Source organism: Pseudomonas sp. 2,4-D, assembly GCF_030418155.1.
Classification (GTDB): Bacteria; Pseudomonadota; Gammaproteobacteria; order Pseudomonadales; family Pseudomonadaceae; genus Aquipseudomonas; species Aquipseudomonas alloputida.
The window spans coordinates 15,259-30,621 of record NZ_JAUHUI010000033.1 but is presented as its reverse complement, the minus strand read 5'-3'; the positions used below and the strand labels follow the sequence as shown (position 1 = coordinate 30,621).

The window sequence follows — 15,363 nt, the reverse complement described above, 5'->3', positions numbered from 1 at the left end:
TGTCCCGCTCCCGCTGTTTCGTCTTGTATCTAGACGCCCTCTTTCCAAGGACTCCCCCATGACCGAACGCCCAGCCCTGCGCTCCCAGCGCTTGAACCAGATCACCCACGCCCCGCACGCCGAGCTGGATGCCCTGGTCAAATCCCACGCGCCTTTCGACAGCCGCGAAAGTTTCGCCCGCTTCGTCGTCGCACAGTACCTGTTCCAGTCCGAGCTGCAGGCCCTGTACAACGACCCTCAGCTGATCGCCATCGTCCCTGATCTGGCTGAGCGCTGCCGTGCCGAGCAGGCCCGCCTGGACCTCGCCGACCTCGACACCGAAGTACCGGCCGCCGTACCGGGTGCCGTGGGCAAGCCGAGCCTGGGCGAGGCAATGGGCTGGATCTTCGTCTCCGAAGGCTCCAAACTGGGCGCTGCGTTTCTGATCAAGCGTGCCGTGGCCCTGGAACTGTCCGACAGCTTCGGCGCCCGTCACCTGGGGGAGCCCGCCGGTGGCCGTGCCGAAGGCTGGAAGCAGTTCACCCGCATCCTCGATGGCCTGGCGCTCTCGCCTGAAGAGGAAGCGGCTGCCGAACGCGGTGCAGTGGCTGCCTTTGAGCGCTTCACCCAGTTGCTCAAGCACGCCTACGCTGCGGATGCCGCGCTGGTCTGATACGCCGTAGCCGGCCACCCCTCCGGTGGCCGAACCGTTTTATGCAGTGAGAACATGACCCTACCAGCCCGCTCGAAACTCGCCCGCCTGTTGTATGCAATCCTGGCTTACGTGAGCCTCGGGGTGGGCCTGGTCGCCATTGTGATTCCTGGCTTGCCGACCACCGAGTTCATCCTGCTGGCCGCCTGGGCCGCCACGCGCAGCTCACCGCGCCTGTCGGCATGGCTGGAGAACCACCGGCTGTTCGGGCCAATTCTGCATAACTGGCGCAACGGCAAGGTGATCCAGCGCCGCGCCAAGGTCAGCGCAACCATCAGCATGCTGCTGTGCGCGGGCTTGATGCTGACCTTTCTGGAACACCACTGGCCGGTATTCCTGGCAATCGCCGGCATGACCCTGGGCAACCTGTGGATCTGGTCACGCCCGGAACACGCCTGCCCTGCCCCGTCACAAGCTCAGCAGCCCTGAATACAAGGCGTAGGCCGCCAGCGCGGCACCCACCAGCACGGCGGCGAAAATCAGCTTTTCCCAGGCCGTGAACAACGTCTGCCCCTGCTCATGCTTGGCCCTCGCGAACAAGATGACGCCGGGGGCGTACAGCAGCGCCGAAAGCAGCAGGTACTTGAGCCCGCCGGCATACAGCAGCCACACGGCATACAGCAGGGCAACCAGCGCCACCAGCAAGTCCTTGCGCCGCAACCTCGGCTGCCCGGCATAGGTTTCTGCGCGCATCGCCAGCAACACGGCATACGCCGCAGACCACAGGTAGGGCACCAGGATCATCGACGAGGCCAGGTAGATCAGACTGGTGTACGTACCGGCGGAGAACAGCGTAATCAGCAGGAAACCCTGAATCATGCAGTTGGTCAGCCACAGGGCGTTAGCCGGCACATGGTTGGCGTTTTCCTTGGCCAGAAAGCGCGGCATGGTCTTGTCCCGCGCCGTGGCGTAAAGGATTTCGGCACACAGCAGCGCCCATGAAAGCAAAGCGCCAAGCAGCGAGACCGCCAGGCCGAGGCTGATCAGCAAGGCGCCCCAGGGACCGACGATATGCTCCAGCACCGAGGCCAGCGAGGGGTTCTGCAGCCCGGCCAGTTCCGGTTGGGTCATGATGCCCAGCGACAACACGTTGACCAGCACCAGCAGCGCCAGCACACCCAGAAAACCGATGACCGTGGCCTTGCCCACGTCTGACCGACGCTGGGCGCGCCCGGAATACACGCTGGCACCCTCTATGCCGATGAACACGAACACGGTCACCAGCATCATGTTGCGCACCTGCTCCAGCACGCTGCCGAATTGTGGGTTGCTCAAGCCCCAGATATCCCGGGTGAAGATATCGGCGCGGAAGGCAAATGCAGCGATCACCACGAAAATGAGCAAAGGCACCACTTTGGCGACGGTGGTGACCTGGTTGATGAAGGCCGCCTCCTTGATGCCGCGCAGTACCAGGAAGTGCACCGACCACAGCAGCAGCGAGGCACAACCGATGGCGATGGGTGTATTGCCTTCGCCAAACACCGGGAAGTAGAAACCCAGCGTGCTGAACAGCAGTACGAAGTAGCCGACGTTGCCCAACCAGGCGCTGATCCAATAGCCCCAAGCCGAGGAAAAGCCCATGTACTCGCCAAAGCCGGCCTTGGCGTAGGCATATACCCCCGAGTCCAGTTCCGGCTTGCGGTTGGCCAGGGTCTGGAACACGAAGGCCAGGGCCAACATGCCGACCGCGGTGATCCCCCAGCCGATCAGCACTGCACCCACATCGGCACGCGCGGCCATGTTCTGCGGCAGCGAGAAGATACCGCCGCCAATCATCGACCCGACCACCAGTGCGATCAGCGCGCCCAGGCGCAGCTTCTGTCCCGGTTCGCTCATGAGCCTCCCTTTCTTCGAGCCCTGTCATGCGTTTGAAACAGCCTTGCGGGCTATATGAATAGCGTTACTTATACTGAAGCTGTGCGTTCAACCTATATCACTCATAACTGCTTTGTCTATGTGCCTGCTCTCTCAAAACTAGCAGCAGTCCGGCAACTAGAAAAGAAACGGATAAAACTCGAAATTCTTGTGGAAAATTTGCGAAAGCGGCAAAAGCAGCTAGTTTCAAGCATCGCAGGCTGAACAGAGCGTTTGCTCTAGAAGGACATGGAGGTGCCAGTACGCAAGGCCTGCAGCTCAAGCTGTCGGCATTCTCCAGGAGCACCCGTGAAGGAAATTTCCTACCTTCACGTCGCCTTAAACTGACGCAAGTCAGGTCAAGGCAAAGGCGTCGGATCTATTCTGTCGTCAACTTTCTCCTGGCAGGAGTTGTTAAATGTCTGATTCATCCGGAAAACTAAAGCTCGGCGCGTTAGTTGCACTTGTCGTCGGCTCGATGATTGGCGGCGGTATCTTCTCGCTGCCACAAAACATGGCCGCCAGCGCAGGGGTTGGGGCCGTGCTGATCGGCTGGGGGATCACTGCCGTCGGCATGCTGACCCTGGCCTTCGTGTTCCAGACCCTGGCCAACCGCAAGCCCGACCTGGATGGCGGGGTGTATGCCTATGCCAAGGCTGGCTTCGGCGACTACATGGGCTTTTCCTCGGCCTGGGGCTACTGGATCAGTGCCTGGCTGGGCAACGTCGGCTACTTCGTGCTGCTGTTCAGCACCCTGGGTTACTTCTTCCCGATCTTCGGTGAAGGCAACACCCCAGCCGCCATCATTGGCGCATCGATCCTGTTGTGGGCGGTGCACTTCCTGGTACTGCGCGGCATCAAGGAAGCGGCGTTCATCAACCTGGTCACCACTGTGGCCAAAGTGGTGCCGCTGGTGCTGTTCGCCCTGATCTGCCTGTTCGCCTTCAGGCTCGACATCTTCACCGCCGATATCTGGGCCGTAGGCACGCCAGAGCTTGGCAGTGTCATGAACCAGGTGCGCAACATGATGCTGGTCACCGTGTGGGTGTTCATTGGCATCGAGGGCGCAAGCATCTTCTCGTCCCGTGCGGAAAAGCGCTCTGACGTGGGCAAGGCCACGGTTATCGGCTTCATTACCGTGCTGCTGTTCCTGGTGCTGGTCAACGTGCTGTCGCTGGGCATCATGACCCAACCGGAGCTGGCCAAACTGCAGAACCCGTCGATGGCTGCCGTGCTGGAACATGTGGTCGGCCACTGGGGCGCGGTGCTGATCAGCGTCGGCTTGATCATCTCGCTGCTGGGAGCCCTGTTGTCATGGGTGCTGCTGTGCGCCGAGATCATGTTCGCCGCCGCCAAGGACCACACCATGCCGGAGTTCCTGCGCCGCGAGAATGCCAACCAGGTACCGGCCAACGCCCTGTGGCTGACCAACGCCATGGTGCAGATCTTTCTGGTAATCACGCTGTTCTCAAGCAGCACCTACCTGTCCCTGATCTACCTGGCCACCTCGATGATCCTGGTGCCCTACCTGTGGTCGGCAGCCTATGCGTTCCTGCTGGCACTGCGCAGCGAAACCTACGAGCAGGCCCTGGCCGAACGCAAGAAGGACCTGATCATTGGTGGTATCGCCCTGCTGTACGCCATCTGGCTGCTGTACGCCGGCGGCGTGAAATACCTGCTGCTCTCTGCCCTGCTCTACGCACCTGGCGCCATCCTGTTCGCCAAGGCCAAGCGTGAGGTGGGCAAACCGGTCTTCACCAACGTGGAAAAACTGATCTTCGCAGCCGTGGTCATTGGCGCCCTGGTGGCAGCCTTTGGCCTGTATGACGGCTTCCTGACCCTTTGACCCACGTCTTCGCTCAATTGGAGGAATGAAACCATGTCCGCTGAAAAACAGAAGTACGGTGTCCACTCCGAAGCCGGCAAACTGCGCAAAGTGATGGTTTGCGCCCCAGGCCTGGCGCACAAGCGCCTGACGCCGAGCAACTGTGACGAACTGCTGTTCGACGACGTGATCTGGGTCGACCAGGCCAAGCGTGACCATTTCGACTTCGTCACCAAGATGCGCGAGCGTGGTGTGGATGTGCTGGAGATGCACAACCTGCTGACCGATATCGTGCAGAACAAAGAGGCCCTCAAGTGGATCCTCGACCGCAAGATCACCCCTGACACCGTCGGCGTAGGCCTGACCAACGAAGTGCGCAGCTGGCTCGAAGGCCTGGAGCCACGCCACCTGGCCGAATTCCTGATCGGCGGCGTGGCGGGCCAGGACCTGCCACAGAGCGAAGGCGCCGATGTCGTGAAGATGTACAACGACTACCTGGGCCACTCCAGCTTCATCCTGCCACCACTGCCCAACACCCAGTTCACACGCGACACCACTTGCTGGATCTACGGCGGCGTGACGTTGAACCCGATGTACTGGCCGGCGCGTCGCCAGGAAACGCTTTTGACCACCGCCATCTACAAGTTCCACAAGGAGTTCACCGAGGCCGACTTCCAGGTGTGGTATGGCGACCCGGACAAGGACCATGGCAATGCCACGCTCGAAGGCGGTGATGTGATGCCGATCGGCAATGGCATCGTGCTGATCGGCATGGGCGAGCGCACCTCACGCCAGGCCATCGGCCAGCTGGCGCAAAACCTGTTCGCCAAGGGCGCCGTCAAGGAAGTGATCGTCGCAGGCCTGCCAAAGTCCCGCGCCGCCATGCACCTGGACACTGTATTCAGCTTCTGCGACCGCGACCTGGTCACGGTCTTCCCGGAAGTGGTGAAAGAGATTGTGCCATTCATCATCCGCCCGGACGAAAGCAAGCCTTACGGCATGGATGTACGCCGCATCAACAAGTCGTTCATCGAAGTGGTGGGCGAGCAACTGGGCGTCCAGCTGCGCGTGGTCGAGACCGGCGGCAACAGCTTCGCCGCCGAGCGCGAACAGTGGGATGACGGTAACAACGTGGTGGCCATCGAGCCGGGCGTGGTCATTGGCTACGACCGCAACACCTACACCAACACCCTGCTGCGCAAGGCCGGCATCGAGGTCATCACCATCAGCGCCGGCGAACTGGGCCGGGGCCGTGGCGGCGGCCACTGCATGACCTGCCCTATCGTGCGCGACCCGATCGACTACTAACGACCATTACGCCCGGCCGCACCCATGAAGTGGCGGCCGGGACATCACCGAACTCAAGGAGAAACTGTCATGGCGTTCAACATTCACAACCGCAACTTGCTCAGCCTGGAACACCACACCACCCGTGAGTTGCGCTACCTGCTGGACCTGTCCCGCGACCTCAAGCGCGCCAAGTACACGGGCACCGAGCAGCAGCACCTGAAGGGCAACAACATCGCCCTGATCTTCGAAAAAACCTCCACCCGTACCCGTTGTGCCTTCGAAGTAGCAGCCTATGACCAAGGCGCCAACGTCACCTACATCGACCCCAACTCCTCGCAGATTGGCCACAAGGAAAGCATGAAGGACACCGCCCGTGTGCTCGGGCGCATGTATGACGCCATCGAGTACCGTGGCTTCAAGCAGGAAATCGTCGAAGAGTTGGCCAAGTTCGCCGGCGTACCGGTGTTCAACGGCCTGACCGACGAATACCACCCGACCCAGATGATCGCCGACGTGCTGACCATGCGTGAGCACAGCGACAAGCCACTGCACGACATCAGCTACGCCTACCTGGGCGATGCGCGCAACAACATGGGCAACTCGCTGCTGCTGATCGGCGCCAAGCTGGGCATGGATGTGCGCATCGCCGCGCCCAAGGCACTGTGGCCACATGACGACCTGGTCGAGCGCTGCAAGCAGTACGCTGAAGAAAGCGGCGCACGCATTACCCTCACCGAAGACCCGAAAGCCGCGGTCAAGGGTGTCGACTTTGTCCATACCGACGTGTGGGTATCGATGGGCGAGCCGATCGAAGCCTGGGGTGAGCGCATCAAGCAGCTCAAGCCTTATCAGGTGAATGCCGAACTGATGAAGTCCACCGGTAACCCGCGGACCAAGTTCATGCACTGCCTGCCGGCATTCCACAACTCCGAAACCAAGGTAGGCAAGCAGATCGCTGAACAATACCCGGACCTGGCCAACGGCATCGAAGTGACCGATGACGTGTTCGAGTCGCCAGCGTGCATCGCCTTCGAGCAGGCGGAAAACCGCATGCACACGATCAAGGCGATCCTGGTATCGACCCTGGCTGATCTGTAAGGGCTGTCTCGACAGCGCGGCCACCCCGCCCTTGTGTGTGTAGGAGCGGGTTCACCCGCGAAGGCGTCGGCAGCTCCAACAGCTTTACCTGGGCTGACGCATTCGCGGGTAAACCCGCTCCTACACCTGGGAGCGGTGCAGTCCGAGAGCAGCGTCCCCTCTTTCATCAAAGGACATTACCATGCGTATCGTTGTTGCATTGGGCGGCAACGCCCTGCTTCGTCGCGGCGAGCCCATGACCGCTGACAACCAGCGCGCCAATATCCGCACCGCCACCGAACAGATCGCAAAGATTCACCCTGGCAACGAGCTGGTCATCGCCCACGGCAACGGCCCGCAAGTGGGTCTGCTGTCGCTTCAGGCCCTGTCGTACAAGCCAGACGAGGCCTACCCGCTGGACGTGCTGGGTGCCGAGACCGAGGGCATGATCGGTTACATGATCGAACAGGAACTGGGCAACCTGCTGGCCTTCGAGGTGCCATTCGCCACCTTGCTCACCCAAGTGGAAGTGGATGCCAACGACCCGGCCTTCAAGGATCCGACCAAATTCATCGGCCCGGTCTACAGCAAGGAAGAGGCCGAGCGCCTGGCCAAGGAGAAGGGCTGGGTGGTCAAGGCCGACGGCGACAAGTACCGCCGCGTGGTAGCCAGCCCGAAACCCAAGCGCATCTTCGAAATTCGCCCGATCAAGTGGCTGCTGGAAAAAAGCAGCATCGTGATTTGCGCGGGCGGTGGCGGCATCCCCACCATGTACGATGAAAACCGCAAGCTCAAAGGCATCGAGGCGGTGATCGACAAAGACCTGTGCTCGGCGCTGCTGGCCGAGCAATTGGAAGCCGACCTTCTGATTATCGCCACTGACGTCGATGCAGCCTACATTGACTGGGGCAAACCGACGCAGAAGGCTATCGCCCAGGCCCACCCGGACGCGCTGGAAACGCTGGGGTTTGCCGCCGGCTCCATGGGGCCGAAGGTGCAGGCCGCCTGCGACTTTGCCCGCAACACCGGTAAGGTGGCGGTGATCAGTTCGCTGGAGAACATCGAAGACATCGTCAAAGGCACTGCCGGCACTCGGGTTTCCACCGCGAAGCCGGGGATCAGCTACCGTTGAATGCAGTCGGCGGGCTTACGCGGCCCGCCATTTTCGACCTTCCAAAGGAGATAGCCATGGCCCAGTATCACTCCGGTCATGTACACATCGAGCGCACTGCGCTGAACAACGCCGACCACAGCTATGACCTGAATATCGAGTACGAGGCCGTGTCGGACCCCAAGGAAGGCAGAGGTATTCAGTTCCACATGCATGGAAGCATTGAAGGCAAGCCAGTGGAAGAAAAGTTCTTCCTGGCCAAGGACCAGGTCCTGCCCAGCTTCCTCATGCTACTGACCCGCAAGGCGCAGTCGTATCTGGCGCCGCCGAAGAAATTCGAGACCCTGAGTTCGCCGCACAAGCTCTATGACCATATGTTCGCGGACATTCGCGAAAAGCTCGATGTGAAATCGGGCGACCCGATCAAACCTGAACATCTGGAGTGACCCTTTTCGCGAGCAAGCCTGCCCCTACAGCAGCAACCCTGTGGGAGCGGGCACGCCCGCGAATGCGCCACCGCCAACCTTGGGCCTGACACCCGTCTCAGGGCATACTGGCGGCCTCCATTGCCAACTGTTCGAACCCCATGCGCATCCACGTCAGCTTCATCGACCGCGTCGGCATCACCCAGGAAGTCCTCGCCCTGCTCGGTGCCCGCAACCTCAACCTGGACGCCGTGGAGATGGTCCCGCCGAACGTCTACATCGACGCCCCCACCCTCAGCCCCGCCGTACTTGAAGAACTGCACGACGCGCTGTTCGAAGTACACGGCGTGCAATCGGTGGACGTGGTCGACATCCTCCCCGGCCAGCGCCGCCACCTGCAACTCGATGCCCTGCTGGCCGCCATGAGCGACCCAGTGCTGGCGGTGGACAGCGCAGGCCTGGTGCTGTTGGCCAACCCGGCGCTGATCGAACTGTGCGGTCGCGAATCTGCCGGGCGCTCGGTGGGTGAGCTGTTTGGCGACCCCGCGCTGCTGCAAGCGCTGCTGGACAACAACTTCCACCTGCCCATGCGCGAAATGCAGCTGAACGGCCATAGCCTGCTGCTGGACGCCATGCCGATTACCAACGCCGGTGGCCTGCTGACGCTGTACCCCCCCTCGCGTATGGGCGAACGCCTGTCGGCCCTGCACCACGACCACGCTGAAGGCTTCGATGCCTTGCTGGGCGAGTCGCCGGCCATCCGCACCCTCAAAGCCCGTGCCTTACGCGTTGCTGCGCTCGATGCACCGCTGCTGGTGCACGGCGAGACCGGCACGGGCAAAGAACTGGTAGCCCGCGCCTGCCATGCCGTCAGCAGCCGTCACGCGGCCCCGTTCCTGGCCCTGAACTGCGCAGCGCTGCCCGAGAGCCTGGCCGAAAGCGAGCTGTTCGGCTACGCGCCCGGGGCCTTTACCGGCGCGCAACGAGGTGGCAAGCCTGGGCTGATGGAACTGGCCAACCAGGGCACCGTGTTTCTCGATGAAATTGGTGAAATGTCGCCATACCTGCAGGCCAAGCTGCTGCGTTTTCTCAGCGATGGCAGCTTCCGCCGGGTGGGTGGCGACCGCGAAGTGAAGGTGGATGTGCGCATCATCAGCGCCACCCACCGCGATCTGGAGCGCATGGTCGCCGAAGGCAGCTTCCGCGAAGACCTGTTCTACCGTCTGAACGTGCTTAACCTGGAGGTACCGCCGCTTCGCGACCGTGGCCAGGACATCCTGATGCTGGCGCACTTCTTCATGCAGCAGGCGTGCACGCAGATCCAGCGCCCAGCCTGTCGGCTGACCCCCTCCACTCATTCGGCACTGCTGGCCAACCCTTGGCCGGGCAATGTGCGCCAGTTGCAGAACGTGATCTTCCGCGCCGCGGCGATCTGCGAGGGCAACCTGGTGGATATCGGCGACCTGGACATCGCCGGCACCTCGGTGGCACGCGGGCAAGATGGCGAAGTGGCCAGCCTGGAACAGGCTGTAGGTGATTTCGAGCGCGAACTGTTACAGCGCTTATACGCCAGCTACCCGTCAACACGGCAACTGGCCGGGCGCTTGCAAACTTCGCACACGGCTATCGCGCAGAGGCTGCGTAAATATGGAATACCCGGGAAACCATAACGACTGTGGTCAAAACCCATAATTGAATCGGACTTTTCCTAGCCGCTCAGCCACATTTGACTGGAGTGCTCCCCGTAGAATGGCGACATTGTAATTTTGCTTGTCACCTTGAACGAAGAGTACCCTGATGTTCGAACTCGATTTTTACGGGACACTTGTAGCCGCCTCTTTGGTACTGCTACTGGGACGCGGCCTGGTCGCACGCATTGGTTTCCTGCGCGCATACAATATCCCGGAGCCTGTTGCAGGCGGCCTGGTCGTTGCCTTGTCACTCCTGGCATTGCGCAGTTTCGATGTACACGTCCAATTTGATACCTCGTTGCAAACACCGTTGATGCTGGCATTCTTCGCTACCATCGGCTTGAGTGCAGACTTCGCAAGCCTGAAGAAGGGTGGACGGGTGGTCGCCGTATTCCTTCTGGTGGTGACGGGTTTGCTAATGGTTCAGAACGCCATGGGCATCGGCCTGGCAACAGCATTGGGGCTCGACCCGCTGATGGGCCTGCTGGCCGGTTCGATCAGCTTGTCGGGTGGCCACGGCACAGGCGCTGCCTGGGGCGCGACTTTCACCGAGCGGTTCGGCCTGGCTTCGGCTTCGGAACTGGCAATGGCCTCTGCCACTTTCGGCCTGGTGTTGGGCGGTTTGATTGGTGGTCCAGTCGCCCGGTTGCTGATCAAACGGGTCGAAACGCCTGGGGTGCAAGAAGAAGCACCCCAGTTACCCAAGGGCTTTGAACAACCGGACAGAGAGCGCCTGATCACCTCGTTTTCATTTATAGAAACTCTGGCACTTATTGCTGTCAGCTTACTGACCGGTACATTACTTAATGGCTTGTTGAAAGGCACAGCATTCGAACTGCCGACATTTGTTTGCGTACTCTTCGTCGGCGTGCTGTTACGCAATGGGCTTCGGGCTTTAGGCGTTTACAAAGTATTCGAACGGGAAGTGTCGGTACTGGGCAATGTGAGTTTGTCCCTGTTTCTGGCCATTGCCTTGATGTCGCTCAAGTTGTGGGACCTGGCAGCCCTGGCATTACCCTTCTTTACTTTGTTGGCCGCACAGACACTGGTCATGGCGCTGTTCGCAATCTTCGTGACGTTCAAGGTAATGGGGCGCAACTACGATGCAGCAGTCCTGGCTGCCGGCCACTGTGGCTTCGGCCTGGGTGCTACACCGACAGCCATCGCCAACATGCAAGCGGTGACACAACGCTATGGGGCCTCGCACCTCGCCTTCCTGGTGGTGCCGATGGTGGGGGCGTTCTTCATCGACATCATCAATGTCATCGTGATCAAGCTGTACCTGGCATTGCCCTGGTTTGTTGCGGGTTAAACGAGGTCACTAGCCTTTGAAGACAGGGCAGGCAATCAGAACGTCGTTCTGAGTTGCGTGGGGCCTGCCGGCACAGCCTACCAACGCAGCATACGGGGGCCCCACCAGGCACCAAACACCGTCGGCACGAGCATGCCGAGGACATACCACACACCCCAGAACGGCACGCCCATTTCCGGGCAATGCAGGCAGTAGGCCACCGTTGCGCTCGAGCCCGCCAGCAGGCCACCGGCAGCACCTGCCAGCCGCAAGCGGGTGGGCGCCAGGCCTTTCAGCGCCCAGAACACGGTGACAAAGGCCGGCACCGACAACAACGCGATATTCAGTGCGCAGGTACGCCATGTGCGCCCGAACAACAGTTCGGCGCGCGCATCCACAGGCGCCCCGGCGATACTGACCGCCGCCCCGCACCAAACCAGCAGCAGTGGCAAGCCAAGCATTTTCCAGCCTGCAGCGCCCTTCCCTCCTGGCCTGGCCAAGCGGCTCGTCAACCACAGCCCGATCAACGCCAAGCTGGTTGGAAAGGCGACTTTGCCCCAGAACAGCGGGGTTTGTGCGACCTCTGTGATATCACTGCGTACACCGTAAAGGGTAATAGTCAGCAGCAGTGCTGCGGTCAGCCCGCCCAGCACAGCCACTGCCATCCGCCTGCTAACGGCGTGGCGCGGCACTGGCCCTTCGCCTGCGGCCAGCAAGGCAATCAAATCGTCAGTCTTCATGGTTGTTGGCTCCTCCAATCAGCCTGGATAGCGCTTTCAGACCTCGATGTATCCCAACCTTTACCGCTGAACTGGAAAGCCCGGTAAGTTGTGCCGTCTCTTCGACAGACAACCCCTCCAGCTTGACATGAACAATCGGCAGTCGTTGCCGCTCTGGCAGTTGCTTGAGCAACTTGGTCAGGTCTCGGCTGGCCTCGGTTGATTCAACCTCCGAGACGGCAAACAGTTGCGCATCATCATCCAGCACATCATGCCGGGCGTCGCGACGTGAAACACTTCGCAGATGATCCGCCAGCTTGTAACGGGCGATCGCCTGCACCCAAGCAGTCAAAGGCTGCTGCGGCAGGTAAGTGTGGCGCGCGTTATGTACCGCCAGCAGCACATCCTGCACCATGTCCTCTATCTCGGCCGGGCGCCTGCTCAGACGGCTGCGCAGAAACGCACGTACATGCAGCGCAAGCGTGCCAAGAAAATCCTGATAGGCCAGCTGGTCGCCTGTCAGCCCCCGAAGCAACAGTGCTTTCAATCGGGCCTCGCGAGCCTCGAGCTCATCCTGTGAGTTAGTTCGCTGCATGGGTCGCCTGGGTTACACCCTGAATACAATTGACTTGATTCATCCGCTCCCGGCGTGTGGCACGCAGGTGCTGCAAATATGCCATGCCCTTGGCCTCGACATCAGCTTGTGAAGACAGGCCCTGAAAAAATTCTCCCAAGGCTGTAACCCTTTTTACGCGAGGCACGAATTACTCCATGAGCCGCCGGTATAGACCACGGCCACACTCTCAGGAGATTGACCATGAAAACCCTCGCCCTCACCACCGCAGCGCTCGCGCTTGCCACGCTTGCAGGCGCCGCCATGGCGGCCGACAGCACGCAACCCGCAGGCAATGGCGCTGCCATGGAAAAATGCTACGGCGTCGCCATGGCAGGAAAGAACGATTGCAAGGCCGGCGCCGGCACCAGCTGCGCTGGCAGTGCGAAGAAGGACTACGACGGCATGCACTGGAAAAACGTCCCCGCCGGCACCTGCACATCGATCAAGACACCCGCCGGCATGGGCTCGCTGACACCTATCAAGTCTTGATCAGGGGAAACCGACCATGAACGCAGACGCACGAATGGGCGCCGGAGTCAGCCTGAAGGCCGAGCACTACGACCAGGCGCTGGCGTGCAATCTCGAAGGGCTCTGGTTTGAAGTTCACCCGGAGAACTACATGGTCGGAGGCCCTCGCCTTGCCTGGCTGAACCGAATCGCAGAACGGCACCCGGTTTCATTGCACGGTGTGGCACTTTCGCTTGCGGCTGACGCGGCCCCCGATCAGGACCATCTGCAGCGTCTGCGCGCACTGTGCGATCAGACCAAACCGGTACTTGTATCAGAGCACCTGGCCTGGTCAACCTGGCAGGGACACTACCATCCAGACCTGCTGCCATTTCCGCGCAGCAACGAAGCCCTGCGGCGCATCGCTGAAAACATCCAGCGATGCCAGGAGGTATTGGGCCGGCGGATATCCATCGAAAACCCCAGTCATTACTTGCAGCTGCAGGGCCATGACTGGGACGAGATCGACTTTCTTGACGAACTGACACGTCGCACCGGTTGTGGTCTGCTGCTGGACATCAACAACGTCTATGTGAGTGCTCACAATCTGGGGTTCTCGGCAACTGCCTACCTGGACCGCTTTCCAGCGCAAGCCATCACAGAAATTCATCTGGCCGGGCACAGCGACGATGACCAAGGCAGCCTGTTGATCGACTCTCATGATGCGCAGGTGGTCGAGCCTGTATGGGCGCTGTACCGCAAACTGGTTTCCCGTGTCGGCCCGCGCCCGACCCTCATTGAACGTGACGACAAGCTTCCCCCGTTCACCGAACTGCTTGCTGAACGGTCCATCGCACAGTCGATCATGACTCGCCCAGGTGTATTGCCATGAACCTTTCCCTTGGTCAGTTCCAGCAAGCGTTCATCGAGGCTCTCTATTCCCGTCCCGCTCCTCAGCTTTCGGGAGTGACCGAACAAGCGGCGTTCGCGGTTTATCGCAACACGGTGTTGGCCGGCTGCGTGGATGCGCTGCGCGCAAACTTTCCGAGCGTGTGCACACTCGTCGGGCGCGCCTGGATGGATGAGACCGCGGCAGTCTATGCGCGGCAATTCCCCCCCAGCGATCCCCGGCTGATCTGCTACGGCGCGACCTTCCCGGATTTCCTCGAAGACATTCAGTCACAGCACGCTGTGCCGTATTTGGCGGAAGTCGCCCGCCTGGACCTGCGTTGGACCGAAGCCTTCAGTGCGCCGTACGAAACGTGCCTGAACCTTGTCGAGCTGGCAGGCATGACCCCCAGCGATCTTGATCACGGTTGCTTGCACCCCCGTGCCAGTGCTCGCTGGTACTGGTGCGAGGCGCACCCTGTTTACAGCCTGTGGCGCTGCGCCCGCGAGCAGGTTGCCTGGCCCGATGACCAGCCATGGGTGGGCGAAGGGGTGCTGTTTGTCGGCTCCGCTGATGGCGTATGCCACCAACCACTGGGAAAAGGTGGCCATGCGTTTCTCAAGGCCTGTGCTGCCGGACAGTCGCTGATGCAGGCCTCGGACCTGGCGCGACACGCTGAAACCGACCTGGATTTCACCGAGATGCTCGGGCGCCTGATGACGGCCCAGGCTTTTCGCCCACTCGCTTTCACAGGAGAACACCATCATGGCTAGTGCCGATTTCACGCCCCCGGCCAGCAGCCTGCGGCGCGCCTGGAACCACGTTGCACAGAGCCTCGAGCGCCGTTTGAGCGATGACCTGTTGTGCCTGGTCGCCCGGTTCGGGATCGCCTCGATATTCTTTCTTTCCGGACGCACCAAAGTGGAGGGTTTCCTCACCCTTACACCCGGCACCTATGAGCTGTTCCGCACCGAGTACGCGCTGCCGCTACTCTCGCCCTGGCTTGCAGCGCACTTGGCCGCCTACGCTGAGCACTTGTTCCCGCTGTTGCTGGTGCTCGGGCTGATGACCCGGCTATCGGCGCTGGCACTGCTGGGCATGACTCTGGTGATCGAAGTGTTCGTCTACCCCGATGCGTGGCCCACCCACCTGACCTGGGCAGGGCTCTTGCTGCTCCTGGTTGCCCGAGGCGCCGGCGCGTTTTCGCTGGATCATCTGCTGAAAGTGAGATGACCGAAGGCCATTGGCACCTCGCCAGTCCAGGCACCACATGTATCGTTTTCGCTACGTCGTAGCGAAAACGATACACACCCTCCTCGCCGTGGGTGCACAAGGGTTTGATGCTCAAACCCTTTTCCTCCCATGAGTATCTGTAACGATATCATTCCACACGAAAAATACGGCCTTCACCTCTATTTACGTAACCCATTGATAAAT

Annotated in this window: 16 protein-coding genes; 13 read left to right on the top strand and 3 right to left on the bottom strand. The window is 60.8% G+C overall.

Annotated features, from left to right (window positions below; all coding sequences use genetic code 11):
* Nucleotides 1-58 precede the first annotated feature (58 nt).
* Together QYE47_RS20300 and QYE47_RS20295 are read left to right on the top strand one after the other, a co-directional pair.
* Nucleotides 59-652 (top strand): biliverdin-producing heme oxygenase, encoded by a 594-nt coding sequence (locus QYE47_RS20300; protein WP_014589855.1) that lies wholly within the window; start codon nucleotides 59-61, stop codon nucleotides 650-652.
* A gap of 54 nt (nucleotides 653-706) precedes the next feature.
* The gene (locus QYE47_RS20295; RefSeq protein ID WP_014589854.1) at nucleotides 707-1,120 is read left to right on the top strand and encodes a YbaN family protein; all 414 of its coding nucleotides are present in this window, start codon (nucleotides 707-709) and stop codon (nucleotides 1,118-1,120) included.
* Here QYE47_RS20295 and arcD (QYE47_RS20290) read toward each other — a convergent pair.
* A complete protein-coding gene (arcD, locus tag QYE47_RS20290; RefSeq protein WP_003255067.1) occupies nucleotides 1,100-2,527 on the bottom strand; it encodes an arginine-ornithine antiporter in 1,428 nt (475 codons plus the stop codon). The genes QYE47_RS20295 and arcD (QYE47_RS20290) overlap by 21 nt on opposite strands.
* Before the next feature lie 436 nt (nucleotides 2,528-2,963).
* Between arcD (QYE47_RS20290) and arcD (QYE47_RS20285) the strand changes: the two genes are divergently transcribed.
* The 7 genes from arcD (QYE47_RS20285) (at nucleotide 2,964) to gltS (ending at nucleotide 11,276) form a co-directional block, all read left to right on the top strand.
* Entirely contained in the window at nucleotides 2,964-4,391 is a 1,428-nt protein-coding gene (arcD, locus tag QYE47_RS20285; RefSeq protein WP_014589853.1) for an arginine-ornithine antiporter, read from the top strand.
* Nucleotides 4,392-4,424: 33 nt separating this feature from the next.
* Nucleotides 4,425-5,678, top strand: coding sequence for an arginine deiminase (arcA, locus tag QYE47_RS20280; protein ID WP_014589852.1), 1,254 nt, complete (start codon nucleotides 4,425-4,427; stop codon nucleotides 5,676-5,678).
* Nucleotides 5,679-5,747: 69 nt separating this feature from the next.
* Nucleotides 5,748-6,758, top strand: a complete 1,011-nt coding sequence (locus QYE47_RS20275) for an ornithine carbamoyltransferase (protein WP_010952185.1) — start codon at nucleotides 5,748-5,750, stop codon at nucleotides 6,756-6,758.
* A 181-nt stretch (nucleotides 6,759-6,939) separates the two neighbouring features.
* Nucleotides 6,940-7,869 carry a carbamate kinase gene (gene arcC / locus QYE47_RS20270; protein ID WP_014589851.1) on the top strand — a complete coding sequence of 310 codons (930 nt, stop codon included), beginning with the start codon at nucleotides 6,940-6,942 and terminating at the stop codon, nucleotides 7,867-7,869.
* Between the two features lie 56 nt (nucleotides 7,870-7,925).
* The gene (locus QYE47_RS20265) at nucleotides 7,926-8,294 is read left to right on the top strand and encodes a DUF5064 family protein (protein ID WP_014589850.1); all 369 of its coding nucleotides are present in this window, start codon (nucleotides 7,926-7,928) and stop codon (nucleotides 8,292-8,294) included.
* Between the two features lie 140 nt (nucleotides 8,295-8,434).
* The gene (locus QYE47_RS20260) at nucleotides 8,435-9,943 is read left to right on the top strand and encodes a sigma-54-dependent transcriptional regulator (RefSeq protein ID WP_003255078.1); all 1,509 of its coding nucleotides are present in this window, start codon (nucleotides 8,435-8,437) and stop codon (nucleotides 9,941-9,943) included.
* 127 nt (nucleotides 9,944-10,070) lie between these two features.
* Nucleotides 10,071-11,276, top strand: coding sequence for a sodium/glutamate symporter (gene gltS, locus QYE47_RS20255; RefSeq protein WP_014589849.1), 1,206 nt, complete (start codon nucleotides 10,071-10,073; stop codon nucleotides 11,274-11,276).
* A 77-nt stretch (nucleotides 11,277-11,353) separates the two neighbouring features.
* On the opposite strand, the gene QYE47_RS20250 is transcribed toward gltS, so the two are convergent.
* Together QYE47_RS20250 and QYE47_RS20245 are read right to left on the bottom strand one after the other, a co-directional pair.
* Nucleotides 11,354-11,995: a DUF1109 domain-containing protein gene (locus QYE47_RS20250; RefSeq protein WP_014589848.1), complete on the bottom strand. Its 642-nt coding sequence runs from the start codon at nucleotides 11,993-11,995 to the stop codon at nucleotides 11,354-11,356.
* Entirely contained in the window at nucleotides 11,985-12,569 is a 585-nt protein-coding gene (locus QYE47_RS20245; RefSeq protein ID WP_014589847.1) for a sigma-70 family RNA polymerase sigma factor, read from the bottom strand. Before QYE47_RS20245 ends, QYE47_RS20250 begins: the two co-directional genes overlap by 11 nt.
* Before the next feature lie 222 nt (nucleotides 12,570-12,791).
* On the opposite strand from QYE47_RS20245, the gene QYE47_RS20240 reads away from it, so the two are divergent.
* Genes QYE47_RS20240 through QYE47_RS20225 form a run of 4 tightly spaced genes read left to right on the top strand, consistent with a single transcriptional unit; the run spans nucleotide 12,792 to nucleotide 15,159 of the window.
* The gene (locus tag QYE47_RS20240; RefSeq protein WP_010952179.1) at nucleotides 12,792-13,079 is read left to right on the top strand and encodes a DUF2282 domain-containing protein; all 288 of its coding nucleotides are present in this window, start codon (nucleotides 12,792-12,794) and stop codon (nucleotides 13,077-13,079) included.
* Nucleotides 13,080-13,095: 16 nt separating this feature from the next.
* Nucleotides 13,096-13,929: a DUF692 domain-containing protein gene (locus QYE47_RS20235; protein WP_023389722.1), complete on the top strand. Its 834-nt coding sequence runs from the start codon at nucleotides 13,096-13,098 to the stop codon at nucleotides 13,927-13,929.
* The gene (locus QYE47_RS20230) at nucleotides 13,926-14,699 is read left to right on the top strand and encodes a putative DNA-binding domain-containing protein (RefSeq protein ID WP_014589845.1); all 774 of its coding nucleotides are present in this window, start codon (nucleotides 13,926-13,928) and stop codon (nucleotides 14,697-14,699) included. The genes QYE47_RS20235 and QYE47_RS20230 overlap by 4 nt, the downstream gene beginning before the upstream one ends.
* On the top strand, nucleotides 14,692-15,159 hold the full coding sequence (locus QYE47_RS20225; protein WP_014589844.1) for a DoxX family protein: 468 nt from the start codon (nucleotides 14,692-14,694) through the stop codon (nucleotides 15,157-15,159). Before QYE47_RS20230 ends, QYE47_RS20225 begins: the two co-directional genes overlap by 8 nt.
* The last annotated feature ends 204 nt before the right edge of the window (nucleotides 15,160-15,363 follow it).

What these genes read in the sequence shown, in the direction of transcription:
- QYE47_RS20300 (WP_014589855.1), top strand. Translation starts at nt 59, where the DNA reads ATGACCGAACGCCCAGCCCTGCGCTCCCAGCGCTTGAACCAGATCACC.
- QYE47_RS20295 (WP_014589854.1), top strand. Translation starts at nt 707, where the DNA reads ATGACCCTACCAGCCCGCTCGAAACTCGCCCGCCTGTTGTATGCAATC.
- arcD (WP_003255067.1), bottom strand. Translation starts at nt 2,527, where the DNA reads ATGAGCGAACCGGGACAGAAGCTGCGCCTGGGCGCGCTGATCGCACTG.
- arcD (WP_014589853.1), top strand. Translation starts at nt 2,964, where the DNA reads ATGTCTGATTCATCCGGAAAACTAAAGCTCGGCGCGTTAGTTGCACTT.
- arcA (WP_014589852.1), top strand. Translation starts at nt 4,425, where the DNA reads ATGTCCGCTGAAAAACAGAAGTACGGTGTCCACTCCGAAGCCGGCAAA.
- QYE47_RS20275 (WP_010952185.1), top strand. Translation starts at nt 5,748, where the DNA reads ATGGCGTTCAACATTCACAACCGCAACTTGCTCAGCCTGGAACACCAC.
- arcC (WP_014589851.1), top strand. Translation starts at nt 6,940, where the DNA reads ATGCGTATCGTTGTTGCATTGGGCGGCAACGCCCTGCTTCGTCGCGGC.
- QYE47_RS20265 (WP_014589850.1), top strand. Translation starts at nt 7,926, where the DNA reads ATGGCCCAGTATCACTCCGGTCATGTACACATCGAGCGCACTGCGCTG.
- QYE47_RS20260 (WP_003255078.1), top strand. Translation starts at nt 8,435, where the DNA reads ATGCGCATCCACGTCAGCTTCATCGACCGCGTCGGCATCACCCAGGAA.
- gltS (WP_014589849.1), top strand. Translation starts at nt 10,071, where the DNA reads ATGTTCGAACTCGATTTTTACGGGACACTTGTAGCCGCCTCTTTGGTA.
- QYE47_RS20250 (WP_014589848.1), bottom strand. Translation starts at nt 11,995, where the DNA reads ATGAAGACTGACGATTTGATTGCCTTGCTGGCCGCAGGCGAAGGGCCA.
- QYE47_RS20245 (WP_014589847.1), bottom strand. Translation starts at nt 12,569, where the DNA reads ATGCAGCGAACTAACTCACAGGATGAGCTCGAGGCTCGCGAGGCCCGA.
- QYE47_RS20240 (WP_010952179.1), top strand. Translation starts at nt 12,792, where the DNA reads ATGAAAACCCTCGCCCTCACCACCGCAGCGCTCGCGCTTGCCACGCTT.
- QYE47_RS20235 (WP_023389722.1), top strand. Translation starts at nt 13,096, where the DNA reads ATGAACGCAGACGCACGAATGGGCGCCGGAGTCAGCCTGAAGGCCGAG.
- QYE47_RS20230 (WP_014589845.1), top strand. Translation starts at nt 13,926, where the DNA reads ATGAACCTTTCCCTTGGTCAGTTCCAGCAAGCGTTCATCGAGGCTCTC.
- QYE47_RS20225 (WP_014589844.1), top strand. Translation starts at nt 14,692, where the DNA reads ATGGCTAGTGCCGATTTCACGCCCCCGGCCAGCAGCCTGCGGCGCGCC.